At 62.1% G+C, this 15,225-nt stretch carries 23 protein-coding genes and 1 pseudogene; 19 read left to right on the forward strand and 5 right to left on the reverse strand.

The features are described from left to right. Positions 1–52: 52 nt before the first annotated feature. The gene (locus BDD18_RS16160; RefSeq protein WP_142084420.1) at positions 53–1,087 is read right to left on the reverse strand and encodes an integron integrase; all 1,035 of its coding nucleotides are present in this window, start codon (positions 1,085–1,087) and stop codon (positions 53–55) included. Positions 1,088–1,226: 139 nt separating this feature from the next. Between BDD18_RS16160 and BDD18_RS16165 the strand changes: the two genes are divergently transcribed. From BDD18_RS16165 to BDD18_RS16220, 13 genes are all read left to right on the forward strand, one after another. Beyond that, on the forward strand, positions 1,227–1,526 hold the full coding sequence (locus BDD18_RS16165) for a DUF1010 domain-containing protein (RefSeq protein ID WP_142085023.1): 300 nt from the start codon (positions 1,227–1,229) through the stop codon (positions 1,524–1,526). Positions 1,527–1,545: 19 nt separating this feature from the next. Next, positions 1,546–1,845 (forward strand): DUF1010 domain-containing protein, encoded by a 300-nt coding sequence (locus BDD18_RS16170; protein ID WP_142084422.1) that lies wholly within the window; start codon positions 1,546–1,548, stop codon positions 1,843–1,845. A 20-nt stretch (positions 1,846–1,865) separates the two neighbouring features. After that, positions 1,866–2,150: a DUF1010 domain-containing protein gene (locus BDD18_RS16175; protein ID WP_142084424.1), complete on the forward strand. Its 285-nt coding sequence runs from the start codon at positions 1,866–1,868 to the stop codon at positions 2,148–2,150. A 33-nt stretch (positions 2,151–2,183) separates the two neighbouring features. Then, on the forward strand, positions 2,184–2,483 hold the full coding sequence (locus tag BDD18_RS16180) for a DUF1010 domain-containing protein (RefSeq protein WP_142084426.1): 300 nt from the start codon (positions 2,184–2,186) through the stop codon (positions 2,481–2,483). Positions 2,484–2,502: 19 nt separating this feature from the next. Then, positions 2,503–2,802, forward strand: a complete 300-nt coding sequence (locus tag BDD18_RS16185; RefSeq protein WP_142084428.1) for a DUF1010 domain-containing protein — start codon at positions 2,503–2,505, stop codon at positions 2,800–2,802. Between the two features lie 19 nt (positions 2,803–2,821). Further along, positions 2,822–3,121, forward strand: a complete 300-nt coding sequence (locus BDD18_RS16190; protein WP_142084430.1) for a DUF1010 domain-containing protein — start codon at positions 2,822–2,824, stop codon at positions 3,119–3,121. Positions 3,122–3,141: 20 nt separating this feature from the next. Beyond that, complete coding sequence (locus BDD18_RS16195) at positions 3,142–3,387, forward strand: DUF1010 domain-containing protein (RefSeq protein WP_142084432.1); 246 nt, start codon at positions 3,142–3,144, stop codon at positions 3,385–3,387. Positions 3,388–3,406: 19 nt separating this feature from the next. Next, complete coding sequence (locus BDD18_RS16200; RefSeq protein ID WP_111867328.1) at positions 3,407–3,706, forward strand: DUF1010 domain-containing protein; 300 nt, start codon at positions 3,407–3,409, stop codon at positions 3,704–3,706. Positions 3,707–3,923: 217 nt separating this feature from the next. Further along, positions 3,924–3,983: a DUF1010 domain-containing protein gene (locus BDD18_RS22965; protein ID WP_420837335.1), complete on the forward strand. Its 60-nt coding sequence runs from the start codon at positions 3,924–3,926 to the stop codon at positions 3,981–3,983. 55 nt (positions 3,984–4,038) lie between these two features. Then, a complete protein-coding gene (locus tag BDD18_RS16205; protein ID WP_013722854.1) occupies positions 4,039–4,401 on the forward strand; it encodes a cupin domain-containing protein in 363 nt (120 codons plus the stop codon). Positions 4,402–4,541: 140 nt separating this feature from the next. Further along, positions 4,542–4,787 (forward strand): DUF1010 domain-containing protein, encoded by a 246-nt coding sequence (locus BDD18_RS16210; RefSeq protein WP_142084434.1) that lies wholly within the window; start codon positions 4,542–4,544, stop codon positions 4,785–4,787. Positions 4,788–4,806: 19 nt separating this feature from the next. Beyond that, positions 4,807–5,106, forward strand: coding sequence for a DUF1010 domain-containing protein (locus BDD18_RS16215; RefSeq protein WP_142084436.1), 300 nt, complete (start codon positions 4,807–4,809; stop codon positions 5,104–5,106). A 301-nt stretch (positions 5,107–5,407) separates the two neighbouring features. Next, the gene (locus BDD18_RS16220) at positions 5,408–5,809 is read left to right on the forward strand and encodes an FKBP-type peptidyl-prolyl cis-trans isomerase (protein WP_066696896.1); all 402 of its coding nucleotides are present in this window, start codon (positions 5,408–5,410) and stop codon (positions 5,807–5,809) included. A gap of 197 nt (positions 5,810–6,006) precedes the next feature. Here BDD18_RS16220 and BDD18_RS16225 read toward each other — a convergent pair whose 3' ends face one another. Continuing rightward, positions 6,007–6,666, reverse strand: coding sequence for an NAD(P)H-dependent oxidoreductase (locus tag BDD18_RS16225; RefSeq protein ID WP_142084438.1), 660 nt, complete (start codon positions 6,664–6,666; stop codon positions 6,007–6,009). Positions 6,667–7,101: 435 nt separating this feature from the next. Here BDD18_RS16225 and BDD18_RS16230 point away from each other — a divergent pair, with 435 nt between their 5' ends. Continuing rightward, complete coding sequence (locus tag BDD18_RS16230; protein WP_142084440.1) at positions 7,102–9,291, forward strand: PAS domain-containing hybrid sensor histidine kinase/response regulator; 2,190 nt, start codon at positions 7,102–7,104, stop codon at positions 9,289–9,291. Continuing rightward, positions 9,275–9,925, forward strand: coding sequence for an RluA family pseudouridine synthase (locus BDD18_RS16235; RefSeq protein ID WP_142084443.1), 651 nt, complete (start codon positions 9,275–9,277; stop codon positions 9,923–9,925). Before BDD18_RS16230 ends, BDD18_RS16235 begins: the two co-directional genes overlap by 17 nt. 72 nt (positions 9,926–9,997) lie before the next feature. On the opposite strand, the pseudogene BDD18_RS22565 reads toward BDD18_RS16235, so the two are convergent. After that, positions 9,998–10,138: pseudogene (locus BDD18_RS22565) on the reverse strand (EamA family transporter); the annotation flags it as partial. Between the two features lie 55 nt (positions 10,139–10,193). Between BDD18_RS22565 and BDD18_RS16245 the strand changes: the two are divergent. From BDD18_RS16245 to BDD18_RS16260, 4 genes are all read left to right on the forward strand, one after another. After that, entirely contained in the window at positions 10,194–10,358 is a 165-nt protein-coding gene (locus tag BDD18_RS16245; RefSeq protein WP_233100148.1) for a hypothetical protein, read from the forward strand. 29 nt (positions 10,359–10,387) lie between these two features. After that, complete coding sequence (locus tag BDD18_RS16250) at positions 10,388–11,149, forward strand: SDR family NAD(P)-dependent oxidoreductase (RefSeq protein ID WP_044398478.1); 762 nt, start codon at positions 10,388–10,390, stop codon at positions 11,147–11,149. Between the two features lie 93 nt (positions 11,150–11,242). After that, complete coding sequence (bktB, locus tag BDD18_RS16255; protein WP_142084445.1) at positions 11,243–12,427, forward strand: beta-ketothiolase BktB; 1,185 nt, start codon at positions 11,243–11,245, stop codon at positions 12,425–12,427. A gap of 167 nt (positions 12,428–12,594) precedes the next feature. Further along, a complete protein-coding gene (locus BDD18_RS16260; protein WP_142084448.1) occupies positions 12,595–13,578 on the forward strand; it encodes a Bug family tripartite tricarboxylate transporter substrate binding protein in 984 nt (327 codons plus the stop codon). Positions 13,579–13,797: 219 nt separating this feature from the next. Here the strand turns inward: BDD18_RS16260 and BDD18_RS16265 are convergent, their stop codons facing one another. After that, the gene (locus BDD18_RS16265; protein WP_066696042.1) at positions 13,798–14,235 is read right to left on the reverse strand and encodes a universal stress protein; all 438 of its coding nucleotides are present in this window, start codon (positions 14,233–14,235) and stop codon (positions 13,798–13,800) included. A gap of 153 nt (positions 14,236–14,388) precedes the next feature. Beyond that, entirely contained in the window at positions 14,389–15,153 is a 765-nt protein-coding gene (locus BDD18_RS16270) for a 2OG-Fe dioxygenase family protein (protein WP_066696081.1), read from the reverse strand. Positions 15,154–15,225 lie beyond the last annotated feature (72 nt).

Consider the following 15,225-nt stretch of genomic DNA (forward strand, 5'->3'; position numbering starts at 1 on the left):
CTGCAATGGCGTTGCCCATAAAAACAAAGGCCCGGTGACGGGCCTTTGTGCTTTAGAGCGCATCTAGGGGGCTGAGCACTCCGCGCCCTCCCTTGCTCAGCACATGCGTGTAAATCATGGTGGTGCTCACATCCGCATGGCCGAGCAACTCTTGCACCGTTCGAATGTCGTAGCCCGCTTGCAGCAGATGCGTGGCAAACGAGTGGCGCAGCACATGCGGACTCACCGGCTTGGCGATCTGCGCAGCCCGCGCAGCCTCCCGAAACGCCCGCTGCACCGATTCAGGGTACACATGGTGGCGCCGCTCCATCGGCTGGCCCGTACGCGCATCGGGGCGCGGATCCATCGCCCGCACCGGCGAAGGAAACACGTACTGCCACGCCCAGCTGCGGTCGGCGTCCGGGTACTTCACCGCCAGCGCATGGGGCAAATACACCCGCCCCAGCCCCGCCTGCAGGTCTTTTTCATGCAACGCCCGTGCACGCTGCAACTGAGCCTGCAAATCCGCGATCAGGTTTTCAGGCAGCACCGTGATGCGGTCCTTGTTGCCCTTGCCCTCGCGAATCAGTATCTCGCGCCGCGCAAACTCCACATCCTTCACCCGCAGGCGCAGCGCCTCCAGCAACCGCATACCCGTGCCATACAGCAACTGCGCAATCAGCCCGGTCGTGCCCTGCATGTGCAACAACAACGTACGCACCTCGGTGGCCGTCAATACCACCGGCAGGCGTCTGGGCGTTTTGGCCTGCACCACATCTTCCAGCCAGGGCAAATCCACACCCAGCACCTGCTTGTACAAATACAAAATCGCCGCCTTGGCCTGGTTCTGGGTTGATGCAGATACCTGGCGCTGCACCGCCAAATGTGTCAAAAATGCTTCTACCTCCGCCGCACCCATCTCTTGCGGATGGCGCTTTCCGTGAAACAGAATAAAGCGCCGCGCCCAATCCACATAAGCCGTCTCGGTGCGAATGCTGTAATGGCGCGTGCGCAGATGATCACGCAAACGATCCAAAAGTTTGGGCGCTGGGGCGGGCCCGGGCAAGGCAGATGGGGTGGTTGCCGCACGATCGGAAGACGATGTCATCCGGAAAATTTTAGGTTTGCCTAAACGGCATCACCTGGGTACTATCCCTATGTACCAATGGATACATCTTGTTTTGGCAGACCAACTTGCTTACAATGGCCGTCGTCTAATTCTAGTTAGTCCTCTCATATTCCTCTTTATGCAGGCCTACATTCATTCCAGCGCTTCGCCTTTATCCAAGGTTTCTCCTTTGGGTTTTTGGCGCTTTGCCGGGCTTCGCCTGCGTTCGCTTGGTCGGTTTCAGGCCTTTTGGGCCTCTGGCGCTTGTGTAGCAAGCGCTGCTAGCTATCATTCTTGCAGCGCTGCGCCGCTTCCGTGGCCCAGCGCTTTTTCATGGGCCGCGCACGTCTTCAACGCTGGGCGCTCCCTTTTGGCCTTCGGGTCTAACTCTGCGCTCAAGCGGACTGGCTTTCAGCCAGCCGCTTACCTTGGCCGTTAGTCCTCTCATATTTCTCTTTATGCAGGCCTACATTCATTCCAGCGCTTCGCCTTTATCCAAGGTTTCTCCTTTGGGTTTTTGGCGCTTTGCCGGGCTTCGCCTGCGTTCGCTTGGTCGGTTTCAGGCCTTTTGGGCCTCTGGCGCTTGTGTAGCAAGCGCTGCTAGCTATCATTCTTGCAGCGCTGCGCCGCTTCCGTGGCCCAGCGGTTTTTCTTGGGCTGCGCACGTCGTCAAGGCTGGGCGCTCCCTTTTGGCCTTCGGGTCTAACTCTGCAGTCAAGCGGACTGGCCTACGGCCAGCCGCTTACTTTGGCCGTTAGTCCCTTTGAAATCCCGCTTTATGCAGGTCGCCATTAACTCAAGCGTTTCGCCTTTCCCAAAGGTTTCTTCTTTTGGGTTTTGGCGCTGCACCGGGCTTCGCCTGCATTCGCTTCGCAAGTTTCAAGCCTTTTTGGCCTCTAGCGCTTTTGCAGCAAGCGCCACCAGCTATCATTTTTGCAGCGCTGCGCCGCTTCCGTGGCGCAGCGCTTTTTCCTGGGCCGCGTCCGTCTTCAAGGCTGGGCGCCCCTTTTTGGCCTTCGGGTCTAACTGTTCGTCGCAGCCGACCGCCTACGGCGGCGGCTGAACTCAGGGCGTTAGTCCCTTCATATTCCGCGTCATGCAGGCCGCCATTAACTCCAGCGCTTCGCCTTTCTCCAAGGTTTCTCCTTTGGGTTTTTGGCGCTTTGCCGGGCTTCGCCTGCGTTCGCTTGGTCGGTTTCAGGCCTTTTGGGCCTCTGGCGCTTGTGTAGCAAGCGCTGCTAGCTATCATTCTTGCAGCGCTGCGCCGCTTCCGTGGCCCAGCGCTTTTTCATGGGCCGCGCACGTCTTCAAGGCTGGGCGCCCCCTTTTGGCCTTCGGGTCTAACTCTGCGCTCAAGCGGACTGGCTTTCAGCCAGCCGCTTACCTTGGCCGTTAGTCCCTTCATATTCCGCTTTATGCAGGCCAGCATTTATTCCAGCGCTTCGCCAATCTCAAAGGTTTCTCCTTTGGGGTTTTGGCGCTGCGCCGGGCTTCGCCTGTCTGCACTGCGCAAGTTTCAAGCCTTTTGGGCCTCCAGCGCTTGTGCAGTAAGCGCTACCAGCTATCATTCTTGCAGCGCTGCGCCGCTTCCGTGGCCCAGCGCTTTTTCCTGGGCTGCGCCCTTCTTTAAGGCAGGGCGCTCCCTTTTGGCCTTCGGGTCTAACCTTGCGGTCAAGCGGACCCGCATTCTGCGGGCCGCTTACCTTGGCTGTTAGTCCCTTCATATTCCGCTTTATGCAGGCCAGCATTTATTCCAGCGCTTCGCCAATCTCAAAGGTTTCTCCTTTGGGGTTTTGGCGCTGCGCCGGGCTTCGCCTGTCTGCACTGCGCAAGTTTCAACCCTTTTTGGCCTCCAGCGCTTGTGCAGCAAGCGCCACGAGCTATCATTCTTGCAGCGCTGCGCCGCTTCCGTGGCCCAGCGCTTTTTCCTGGGCTGCGCCCGTCTTCAAGTCCGGGCGCTCCCTGTTGGCCTTCGGGTCTAACTCTGCGGTCAAGCGGACCCGCATTCTGCGGGCCGCTTACCTTGGCCGTTAGTCCCTTCATATTCCCGCTTTATGCAGGCCGCTATTTATTCCAGCGCTTCGCATGTCTCAAAGGCTTTCCAAGCCTTTTTGGCCGCCAGCGCTTGCCAGTCAAGCGCCACCAGCTATCCTTCTTGCAGCGCTGCGCCGCTTCCGTGGCCCAGCGCTTTTTCGTGGGCTGCGCCCTTCTTCAAGGCAGGGCGTTCCCTTTTGGCCTTCGGGTCTAACTCTGCGGTCAAGCGGACCCGCATTCTGCGGGCCGCTTACCTTGGCCGTTAGTCCTCTCATATTCCTCTTTATGCAGGCCTACATTCATTCCAGCGCTTCGCCTTTATCCAAGGTTTCTCCTTTGGGTTTTTGGCGCTTTGCCGGGCTTCGCCTGCGTTCGCTTGGTCGGTTTCAGGCCTTTTGGGCCTCTGGCGCTTGTGTAGCAAGCGCTGCTAGCTATCATTCTTGCAGCGCTGCGCCGCTTCCGTGGCCCAGCGCTTTTTCATGGGCCGCGCACGTCTTCAAGGCTGGGCGCCCCCTTTTGGCCTTCGGGTCTAACTCTGCGCTCAAGCGGACTGGCTTTCAGCCAGCCGCTTACCTTGGCCGTTAGAGGTGACGCCATCTAGCTTCTAGCCTTTATTTAAGATGGAATCAAGGAGTCTTATGTTTTCTTCTCTTTTAGAAAATCAAAATATACAAAAGGATAGAGACTATTTGCCATATCAAAAGCCAAAAGATGGTTGTGGCTGTGATTGCTGCCGTGGTTGTCGTGATAATGACTGGTGTACCTGTGGGTGTGGGTGCTGCGGAAATGATCAGTCTTAAATATATCTAACCATTCACTCAAGCCGACCCGCCTACGGCGGGCGGCTTACCTTGTGCGTTAGACTTTTGGGCGGCGCGAATCTTGCTGCCCAAAGGCTTGCATTTACGGAGCAAAAAATGAGCACTCACCGCGTGTATAAGTCCCATGAATTCATGCAGCCAGCCGAGAAAGAACCAATACGGTCTGTTGTTGTTGAATCTTCGCATTCAGTTATCGTGGCTTGGCATGTGGAGCCCGGCCAAACTATTGCGCCACATATTCACCCCGACGGACAAGATACATGGACCATCCTTTCAGGGGAAGGTCAATATCAAATTGACGAGCAAGGCAACACCGTTGCAATTGTTCCGGGGGATATCGTAGTTGCAAACAAAGGGCAGGTGCACGGTGTTCTTTGCACCAGCGTTGGCCCACTTCGGTTCATTTCAGTGGTTGCGCCTTTGGATGCTGGTTATGAACCGCTATCAGCAAAAACATAGGGGATATCAAGTGCAACAAGCTGCCTCCGCTCCCCAGCCTAACTGTTTGGTCAAGCTGACGCCAACAGGCTCCGCCTGTTGGTACCCTCCGCTTCGCTCCGGCGCAGCTTACCGCGGGCGTTAGTCCCATCACCCGCTCTATGCGCGCAGCCACTTATTTCAGCGCTCGGCCCTGTTCCAAAGGCTTTCTAGCCTTTTGGGCTTCCAGCGCTTGTGCAGCAAGCGCCACCAGCTATCCTTCTTGCAGCGCTGCGCCGCTTTCGTGGCCCAGCGGTTTTTCGTGGGCCGCGCACGTCTTCAAGGCTGGGCGCCCCCTTTTGGCCTTCGGGTCTAACTCTGCGCTCAAGCGGACTGGCTTTCAGCCAGCCGCTTACCTTGGCCGTTAGTCCCTTCATACTCCGCTTTATGCAGGCCAGCATTTATTCCAGCGCTTCGCCTTTCTCAGAGGTTTCTCCTTTGGGTTTTTGGCACCGTGCTGGGCTTCGCCTGCATTCGCTGCGCTGGTTCCAAGCCCTTTTGGCCTCTAGCGCTTGTATCGCAAGCGCTACCAGCTATCATTCTTGCAGCGCTGCGCCGCTTCCGTGGCGCAGCGCTTTTTCATGGGCCGCCCCCTTCTCCAAGGCTGGGCGCTTCCTTTTGGCCTTCGGGTCTAACTCTGCGCTCAAGCGGGCCCGCATTCTGCGGGCCGCTTACCTTGTCCATTAGTCCTGCGAAAAGCCCCGCTTTGGTCAGCCCATGTCTATCTAAAAAGCATTTCCCTTCTCGTGCGCCGGTGGGCGCTGAGATTGCCATTTCTCCGAGCTTCGATTGGGTTTGCGGTCTGTTTCGCCTCTAGCGCTTTCACAGAAAGCGCTGGCAGCTATTACTTTTAAAGCGTTGCGCCCCCTCTGCACTACCGGCTGCCCACCCCTGCAGGCAGATAGCGCCTCAATCCGCATCGCCTTGCCTCCCTCACGTCACACCCAAGGCCCTACCATCGGCCTTTGTTTTTTTCGGAGCTTTCTTCATGCGCGTTCTTTTTGCCCTGCTCACTTCGCTGGCCATCGCCCCCGCCGCCATGGCACAAGCCAAGCCTGTCACCACCGCCAGTGGCCTGGTGTATGAGTCGATCAAGGACGGCGCGGGCGAGTCGCCCAAGGCCACTGACACCGTGAAGGTGCATTACAAGGGCATGTTCCTGGACGGCAAGGAATTCGACAGCTCTTACAAGCGTGGCGAGCCCACCGAGTTTCCGCTGAACCGCGTCATTCCTTGCTGGACGGAAGGTGTGCAGCGCATGAAGCCGGGCGGCAAGGCCAAGCTGACCTGCCCTGCCAGCATTGCCTATGGCGAGCGTGGCGCGGGCGGGGTGATTCCGCCAAACACCACTTTGAACTTTGAGGTCGAGTTGATTTCTGTGAGGCGCTGAGCGGCAGTTGACTTCGCCCACATGGCCGGATGCACTTTGCAAGGCCTTGGTAGGTCCAGCCCGCACGGATATTGGTCGCCCCTACGTGCTGGAATTGAAGCACCAGCCGCAGTAAATGGGCAGCTGGCGCCGCCAAGCAAAAAGCCTCCCGTCTTTTGGTCGGGAGGCTTTTTGTTATGCCTTGCAGGCGGTGTGCCTTACACGTTGGTCACAAACTGCTCACGGGGGCGGCGTACCTTTTTCAGGTTCACCAGCCAATCGCCTTCATCCGCACGGTAGCCCAGCGGCAGGATGGCCACGCTGCGCAGGCCCTTGGCGCGCAGGCCCAGGATTTCGTCGAGGGCGGCGGGGTCGAAGCCTTCCATGGGGGTGCTGTCCACTTCTTCAAAGGCGGCAGCAATGATGGAGGCGCTCATACCGATATAGGCTTGGCGGGCTGCATGCTGGTGGTTCACTTCGGCGCCGCGCTGGGGGTAGGTGCTCAGCAGCATGTTGCGGTAGTTTTCCCAGCCTTCGTTCTTGAAGCCACGCACCTCGTTGGTGTAGTCAAACATGGCGTTGATGCGCTCGGGTGTGTAGTCGTCCCACGCAGCAAACACCAGCAGGTGGGAGCCATCGGTGATCTGGCCCTGGTTCCAGGCGATGGGCTTGATGCGTTCGCGCACAGCGGCATCGGTCACCACAAACACCTCAAACGGCTGCAGGCCGCTGGATGTGGGCGCCAGGCGCGCGGCTTCGACAATGCGGTCCACCTTGTCTTGAGGCACCACCTTGGCGGGGTTCATCTTCTTGGTGGCGTAGCGCCATTGCAGCTTGTCGATGAGGGCGTTGTCGGCAACGGAATGGGTGGTGGTCATGGAAATGCGGCTTTCGTTGGATGAGGATCAAGAATTGCGCGGCAGCAGGACTACCACGCACATTGGCAAATGTAGATTTGATGCCCCACGGCAAAAAGCGGGCGTTGGGAAATTGATTGTTCCCAAACGGTCAACAATGGGGTGATTTTTTGACGGCAAGGCGCATGCTTCGGTCTTGGCACTCCTTGCTCACACCTCACGAGCGGCGCCAACCTTGTGCTCACTACCGGCTGGCCGTTGATGACCCCACCTGGGCTGGTGGCACGATGCACTTACACTGGCATTGTTCAGGGTACAGAGGCAGTGAAATGGCGTCGCACCGGTATGGCGCTGCGCAGGCTGTATCGGCTCGCATTCTCTAAGAATCTGTTCTAAGCCGCACACTGCCCCATCAAGCCCCGCGCCCATCGCAGCAATTTGTCGCGCCACGCATTCATGAGCCAACCGGACCTCTCCTTTTTGATGAACGCTGAGCCAGGCAGTGGCGATTCACCCGTGCCGGTGGAGCGCCGCCGGGCCGACCGCCCCAAGGGCTCGGTGGCAGCGCTGATTGCCGAGCTGCGCGCCTACCAGGCCGAGCTGGAAAGCCAGAACAAGGTGCTGCGCTACAGCCAGACGGTGGCGGAGAGCGCGTCTGAGCGGTTTGAAACCCTGTTTGCCAGCGTGCCGCTGGCGCTGATGGTGGTGGACGAATACGACATGGTGGTGCAGGCCAATTCGATGGCGCACCGCTCGTTTCAGCCCACCGAGCGCGACCGCCCCCTCACTGCGCTGATGCCGTTCGTGTCAGACACCGACGCCCCCCGCGTGCAGGAGGCGTTTGCGCAGGCGCGCGCCCAGGGGCACAGCGAGGTGACCGAGGTGGTGTTCACCATCGCGCCACACACCCGCATCACCGGCGACCTGCACATCGCCCGCATTGAAGACCACCAGGGCGACGGCCCGATGCAGCTGCAGTTTTTGTGTGCGGTGATCGACCAGGGCCCCCTGCTGGCCGAGCGCCACGCGCTGCAGCAAAGCGCGCAGGCACTGCAACAGCGCAACGAGCAGCTACACGCCAGTGAAAAGCGGCTGGAAGCCGTCATCAACTCCGCGCTCGACGCCATCATCTGCGTGGACCAGAACGGCCTCATCACCGTGTTCAACCCCACGGCGGCGGCGCTGTTCCAGTGCAGCGCGCAAGACGCGCTGGGCAGCCCGCTGGAGCGTTTTTTGCCAGCAGCGGGGCAGGCGCTGGCGTTTGCGCAGCTCACCACCCAGGCCATGTTGGGCGAAATGACGGCTCTGACCGCCAGCGCCAAAGAGCTGGCGGTGGAGGTGAGCGTGTCGTTCGAGCGCCATGCCGAAGGCGAAACCACCACCGTATTCGCCCGCGACCTCACCGGCCGCAAGAAAGCCGAAGCGCACCGCAGTGAGCTGGAAGCGCAGCTGCGCGAATCGCACAAGATGCAGGCCGTGGGCACCATGGCGGGCGGCATTGCGCACGACTTCAACAACATCCTGGGCGCCATCCTCGGCAACGTGGAACTGGCCAAGGCCGACTGCGCCCCCGGCTCGCCCGTGCTGGAGAGCCTGCTTGAAATCGACAAGGCCGGCCGCCGCGCGCGCGACCTGGTGCGGCAGATCCTTACCTTCAGCCGCAACGAGCCACCGCAGCGCACCGCCGTGTCGCTGGCCGAAGTGGTGCACGACACCGAGCGCCTGCTGCGCGTGACCCTGCCCCCCGCCATTGAGCTGCACATGCAACTGCAGCCGGGCCTGCCACCGGTGCTGGCCGATGCCACGCAGGTGGAGCAGGCGGTGCTGAACCTGTGCACCAACGCCGTCCATGCCATTCAAGGCCAGGGCAGTGAACGCGGCAGCATTCTGGTGGAAGCCGCGCTGGTGCACCCCGACCAGCGCCTCAGCGAACGCCTGGGCCTGACCCCCGGCGACTATGTGGCCCTGACGGTGCACGACAGCGGCCCAGGCATGGACGCGGCAACCTTGGAACGCATCTTCGAGCCCTTTTTCACCACCAAGCCTGTGGGCCAGGGCACAGGCCTGGGCCTGGCCGTGGTGCATGGGGTGATGCGCACCCACGAAGGCGGCATTGATGTGCAAAGTGTGCCGGGGCAAGGCAGCCGGTTCACGCTGTACTTTCCGGTCGCTACCGCTCAAGCCACCGCCAGCAGCACGGCGGTTGCCGCCCTGCCCGCCGCACCTGCCCAGGCACCTGCAGCCGCGCCCACCGCAGCCCGCCAAAAGCCGCACGTCATGTACGTGGATGACGACCAGGCGCTGGTCTTCCTGGTGCAGCGCCTGTTGCGCCGCCGGGGCTACGACGTGAGCGGTTTCACCGACCCCCATGAGGCCACGGCCGCGCTGCGCGAAGCACCGCACCACTACGACCTGCTGGTGACCGACTACAACATGCCCGGTTTTTGTGGCGTGGATCTGGTGCGCGAGGCGCGCCTGATCCGCCCCGATCTGCCGGTAGCCCTGGCCTCTGGCTACGTCACTGCCGAAATTGAACAGGCCGCCATCGCCGAAGGCGCACGCGCGCTGATTCACAAGCCCAACGATGTGGAAGAGCTGTGCGCCACCGTGCAGCGACTGATTGCCGGGGATGACGTTGCAGGCTGATGTGCAGGCGGTGCATGAAGACGCCGACCTGCTGGTGCTGCAAAAGCCCGCAGGCTTGCTGTGCGTGCCCGGGCGCGGCCCCGACAAGCAAGACTGCCTGAGCGCACGCGCCCAGCAACACTGGCCGGGCGCACTCATCGTGCACCGGCTGGACCAGGCCACCTCAGGCCTGGTGCTGATGGCAAGGCACATCGACGCCCAGCGCCGCCTGAGCCATGCCTTTGCCGAGCGGCAAGTGCACAAGCGCTACCAGGCGGTGGTGTGGGGCCTGCTGGCGGCGCAGGAAGGCGCATGGAACGAGATCAATCTACCCATCGCTGCCGACTGGGAAAGGCGCCCTCTGCGCGTCATCGACCCCGCACACGGCAAGCCCAGCCTGACCCGCTGGCGCCTGCTGGGCCACCACGCGGCCACTGGCACCTCACGCATCGAACTGGAACCCGTCACCGGCCGCACACACCAGCTGCGCGTGCACATGGCAGCCATCGGCCACCCCATCCTGGGGGATGCGCTGTATGCACCCGCAGAGGTGCAGACCCTTGCCCCCCGGCTGCTGCTGCACGCCAGTCACCTGGCCTTTGCGCACCCCAGCACGGGGGATGCGGTGGCGCTGAAGTGGGCCGCTGATTTTTAAGAAAATCGGCCGTTAGCGCACAACCAGCAAGCGCTACCAGCTATACTTTTAATAGCATTCAAAGCCGTGCATTCAGCGCACCGCTGGCAGCGCTGCACGCGTCATGGCCTGCCCCAGCAGCACCCAACCCAGCAACACGGCCGTGACGGGGCTGAGCAAACCCAGCGATGACACCGCCACCGACGGCAACCGTGCAATGCCGCGACACCATAACAACCAGCCTTGGCGGGCGCCATTACACAACCCGGCCGTTCCCGGCAGCTCACTGGTGCAACTCACGCTCCCAAGGCTGGCGCTGATCGACCGTGCGGTGGAAACCCACGTGGCCAACGAACACCGCATTCTTTCGGCCCTGAAGGCGGCCGATCTGGCGGCGCTGGACCACAGGCTGGCGCTGCTGCTGGCGGCGCTGGAGTCCCCAGAGGAGCAGTGATCCTGCGCCCAGCGCAGTAACATGGTGGGATGCCTCAAAACCACCTCACCATCCTCACCGGCGCCTCGCGCGGCATGGGCCTGGCCATGGCCCAGCAGCTGCTCAAAAGTGGCAACACCCTGATCTGCATTGCCCGCAGTGCCAACCCCGACCTGGCGCTGGAAGCCAAGGCCGCTGGCGTCACGCTGGAGCAATGGCAGCAAGACCTGTCACAAGGCGAGCAGGCGGCGCACCAGCTGCAGGCGTGGCTGAATGCCCAGGGCCCGCAAGCGTTTGCCAGCGCCACACTGATCAACAACGCTGGCGTGATCCCGCGCATTGCGCCGCTGTCTGCCAGCGACGCGGCCGACCTGGCCAACGCGCTGCGCGTGGGGCTGGAGGCGCCGATGCTGCTGACCGCCGCATTTTTGGCGGCCACCGAAAGCTGGACTGTGCCCCGCAAGGTGCTCAACATTTCCTCAGGCCTCGGCCGCCGGGCCATGGCCTCGCAGGCCGCCTACTGCGCTGCCAAGGCGGGCATGGACCATTTCACGCGCTGCGTGGCGCTGGACGAAGCCATCAAGCCCCATGGGGCCAAGGTATGCTCACTGGCTCCCGGTGTGATAGACACCGACATGCAGGTCCAGCTGCGCGGCGCCGACCCGGCCGCCTTCCCGGACCGCCAGAATTTCGCCAACCTCAAGACGGGTGGCCAGCTCACCTCGCCTGCCGACGCCGCTACCCGCGTGCTCGCCTGGCTGGAGCGCGCAGACTTCGGCACCAACCCCGTGGCCGATGTGCGCGATGCCTGAGCACGATTTGCTCATCTTTTCATAGCTGCTAGCGCTTATCCATCAAGCGCTGGCGGCCTATTTGATTCCAAGTTGATCTGAAAGGACTTTCCCATGACCCGTGAAGTCGTCGTCGTCAGCGCAGTGCGCACGGCCATTGGCACCTTTGGCGGCAGCCTCAAGGATGTGCCTCCCACCGAACTGGGCGCGCTGGTCGTCAAGGAATCGCTGGCACGCGCCAGCGTGGAAGGCAAGGATGTGGGCCACGTGGTGTTCGGCCATGTGGTGAACACCGAGCCCAAGGACATGTACCTCTCCCGCGTGGCGGCCATCAACGGCGGCTGCGCCGAAGGCACGCCCGCGTTCAACGTGAACCGCCTGTGCGGCTCGGGCCTGCAGGCCATCGTGTCGGCCGCGCAAGCCATTCAGCTGGGCGATGCCGATGTGACCATTGGCGCAGGTGCCGAGGTGATGAGCCGCGCGCCCTTCGCCAGCCTGAACATGCGCTGGGGCGCCCGCATGGGTGACACCAAGATGGTGGACATGATGATCGGCGCGTTGCACGACCCCTTCCACACCATCCACATGGGCGTAACGGCCGAGAACATAGCCGCCAAGTGGGGCATCACCCGCGAAGACCAGGACCGCCTGGCCGTGGAAAGCCACAACCGCGCCGAACGCGCCACGCAGGCGGGCCTATTCAAGGACCAGATCGTTCCCGTCACCCTGAAGAGCAAAAAGGGCGATGTGCAATACGCCACCGACGAGCACTTCCGCCCCGGCGCCACCATGGACGACATGGCCAAGCTCAAGCCCGTGTTCGTGAAGGAAAACGGCACCGTGACGGCAGGCAACGCCTCGGGCATCAACGACGCCGCCGCTGCGGTGGTGCTGATGGACGCAGCCGCTGCCAAGGCCCGTGGCGCGAAGCCCCTGGCCCGCCTGGTGGCCTACGCCCACGCGGGCGTGGACCCCAAGTACATGGGCATCGGCCCCGTGCCCGCCACCCAGCTGGCATTGAAAAAGGCGGGCCTCACCGTCAACGACCTGGATGTGATCGAAGCCAACGAAGCCTTCGCCGCCCAGGCCTGCGCTGTGACCAAAGACCTGGGCCTGGACCCCGCCAAGGTCAACCCCAACGGCTCGGGCATCTCGCTGGGCCACCCCATCGGTGCCACGGGCGCGCTCATCACTGTCAAAGCCATCCATGAACTGCAACGCATCCAGGGCCGCTATGCGCTGGTGACCATGTGCATTGGCGGCGGCCAAGGCATTGCGGCGATTTTTGAACGCCTCTGATCGCCCCGGCGGCAGCATCGCCCGTGGCGATGCTGCCATCCCGGATCGGCAAGGCCCCACGGGCCGGTGATCAGCGATCATCGACCGCCGTGCCGGCACCGTACCAGCACGCCAGGCAGCACCTTGCGCAGCTGCCTTTCCCCACAATTTCCGAGACATCACCGACCATGATTCGCAAACTGCTTTCCTTCTCCACCCTCGCACTCGTACTGGGTGCCACTGCGTATGCCCAGGCCCCTGCTCCAGCGGCCGCCTACCCCACCAAGCCCATTCGCCTGATCGTGCCCTTCCCTCCCGGCGGCGGCACCGACATCCTCTCGCGCCTGGTGGCGACCAAGCTCACCGAAGGCGCCAAGTGGACCGTGGTGGCCGACAACAAGGCGGGCGCTGGCGGCACCATCGGCATTGGTGAAGCAGTCAAGGCAGCCCCCACAGGCTACGACCTGGTGATGGGCCAGAAGGACAACCTCGTCATCGGCCCCTGGCTGTACAAGAACCTGAGCTGGGATCCCACCAAAGACCTGACGCCCGTGGCGCACGTGGCCTACACCCCCGTGGTGATCGCCACCAGCGTCAACAGCAAGTACAAGACGCTGGCCGACGTGGTGAACGGCGCCAAGGCCGCGCCCGGCACCATCACCTATGGCTCTCCAGGCAATGGCACCTCCATCCATCTGGCGGGCCACCTTTTTGAGCAGGCAGCCGGAGTCAAGCTCAGCCACATCCCCTACAAGGGCTCCAACCCTGCGCTGATGGACGCGCTGGCAGGCAATGTGGACTTGCTCGTGTCTTCGCTGCCGTCGGCGATGGGTCAGATCAAGGCGGGCAAGCTGCGTCCGCTGGCCGTTACCTCTGCCAAGCGCAGCTCTTCGCTGCCCGATGTGCCCACCGTGGCCGAATCGGGCTTCAAGGACTTTGACGTGAGCACCTGGTACGGTGTGTTTGCCCCCGCTGGCACGCCTGCTGCGGTAGTCACCACCGTCAACGCAGAAATCAACAAGCTGCTGGCCACCGCCGACATGAAGGCGGCCATCCAGGCCCAAGGCGCTGAGCCTGAAGCCATGTCGCCCGCACAGCTGGGCACCTTGCTCAAGAAGGAATACACCCAGTGGAAGGGCATCGTCGAGGCCTCTGGCGCTAAGATTGAGTAACCCCCTGAGGCGCTTTGCGCCTTCCCCCTGAAGGGGGACGCACCCGGTGGCCTGGCAGAGCCAGTTCCACGGGTGCATTGGTTGAGGACGCGCTTGCTCTACGGACGGCGCAGTGTCCGAGATATCCAATGAAAAATGGCTCCAATCTGGAGCCATTTTGTTTTTCAGCACATGCTACACACGTGGTGGTGCATGCTCTGCAAGAAGTGATTTGACGGGTCAGTCGCGCACCACCAGCACAGGCACATGCACCAGGCCCAGCACGCGTTGTGTGACGCTGCCCAGCACGAGCTTTTCGAGGCCACGGCGGCCATGGGAGCCCATCACGATCAGGTCAGCGCCAGTGCTTTCCAGTGCGCGCACGATGCCGTCGTGCACTGCGTGGCCTTCGCCCACCACGGTGGTCACGGAAACGCCCGCTTCGGTCATGGCCTTGCGCGCTGCGTCCAGGGCAGTGTTGGCTTCGGCCGTAGCGGCGCTCAGGTACTGCGATTGGCCGTAGGCAAAATCAGCGCCCACGCCGGTAAAGGGATAAGGGTCCACCACGTACAGTGCCGTTACGACGCTGCCGAAAGTCTTGGCCAGAGCAGTCGCCTTGGATACGGCGAGCATGGAGGTTTCGGAACCGTCGATGGGAACCAGAATGTGCTTGAACATGGTGTTGCTCCTTAGGTAGTGGAAATCAGGCGGTGGCCCGAATACAAGCCAGAGTGTGACCCCGCACCGCCTTCAGCGACTTGATTCGCATCAAATCTGGGCGGTTCATTGCGTGGCGTTCTGATCAGGCTCGGGTGTTTATAAACCAGAGGCTCACGCCCCCAGCACATCAGCGCCCTGAAAGTTGCCGCGCCGGCAGGTGACGACCAGTGTGTCGCGGTAACCACCTTCGGCCACAGGCTGGATTGGCGTGGTTTCGTGGATCATGCGCGCGTCATCCAGCAGCAGCAAGGACCAGGGCTCGGTCAGGGTAAATCGCACGCCGCTGGGGCCGTCGGCCTCAAAAACACGGGTTTCACCGCCTTTGACGGCGTGGCGCCCCACCAGGAACACAGCCACCAGATCCACACCATCGCGGTGCGCGCCTTCCGGCGTCGGGCGGCCAATGCCGTCCCTGGTGTCGATGCGGAACTGGTGCGCTTCCAGGTACCAGGGCTCAGCACCTGCGGCATGGGCAAAGACTTCACCAGACACACCCGCCAAAGAGCGCAGCAGCTGGTTCCACACGGGGGTTGTCACTGTCGCATCCTGCATGGGGGCAAACAAGCGCTGCATGCCGCCGTGCAAGGCGTTGTACTCCACCGGCTGCCAGTGGGGTCGATGCGGCACCTGTTGCACCTCCGCGCCCGTCACCACAAAGCACGAGTGGCGCCTGCGCCGGTAGCGCCCGCCGTCTTTCAGGAATTCATCGGGCGGCAAGCCACTCCAGTCGGCATTCAGCGCCATCAAGGCTTGCAAGTCGCATCCAGCCCAGGCGGCCACATCGGCGGGGGCCAGCACCGCGTAACCGGCACTGCGCAGTTGCTCAGACACCTGGGAAGGACGAACAAAAGGCGGTGAAAAAGTGATTTGGCTCATAGAGCTGCCGAGCTTAACCGCAGCGCGGGCCTGCCAGGGCGAGCTGCAGCGCAAGCCACACCCGGCACAAGG

Origin of the sequence: Acidovorax temperans, from assembly GCF_006716905.1 — a bacterium.
Lineage (GTDB): Bacteria > Pseudomonadota > Gammaproteobacteria > Burkholderiales > Burkholderiaceae_C > Acidovorax > Acidovorax temperans.